The sequence below is a fragment of the Jiangella endophytica genome (assembly GCF_003427025.1).
GTDB lineage: Bacteria > Actinomycetota > Actinomycetes > Jiangellales > Jiangellaceae > Jiangella > Jiangella endophytica.
In genome coordinates this window covers 1-440 of record NZ_QVAI01000068.1, presented here as the reverse complement: position 1 = coordinate 440, position 440 = coordinate 1, and the positions used below count along the sequence as shown (strand labels likewise).

1 pseudogene is annotated in these 440 nt (G+C 80.0%); it reads right to left on the bottom strand.

The features are described from left to right. Positions 1-440, bottom strand: a pseudogene (locus DZA62_RS37090) (hypothetical protein); the annotation flags it as partial.

Genomic DNA, 440 nt, shown 5'->3' with positions numbered 1-440 from the left:
GCGCCTCGGCGCGGCGCCGGTGGCGGCGGAGCGGGCGGCGTCGGTGGTGGCGGAGCGGGCGGCGTCGGTGGCGGCGTCGGTGGTGGCGTCGGTCTGCCCGTGCGTGATGTGGGCGGTGGTGGTGGGGTTGGCGTGCGCGGCCCGGCCCCGGTCGGCGTGTGCCGGTGCGAGAAGGTCGGTGCTGGTCGCGGGTGGCGCCTCGCCCCGGGCGGCGTGGGGCAGGGCGTCGGTGAGGTGGTCGCGGGCGAGATCGGCTGGCGCAGGGCCGCCGCCGCTGGCTTTCGTGGGGCGGCGAGCACCTGTGGCTTGCTCCGGGGTCGGATGGCGAGCGGCCGCCGGGCGGTCGGTCGCTGTGGTCTGACCGGCGGCTGCGGAACGGTCCGTCGCGGTGACGCCGCGCGTGGGCGCGGGACGGCCGGTGCTTGCGGGGCGGTCGGTCG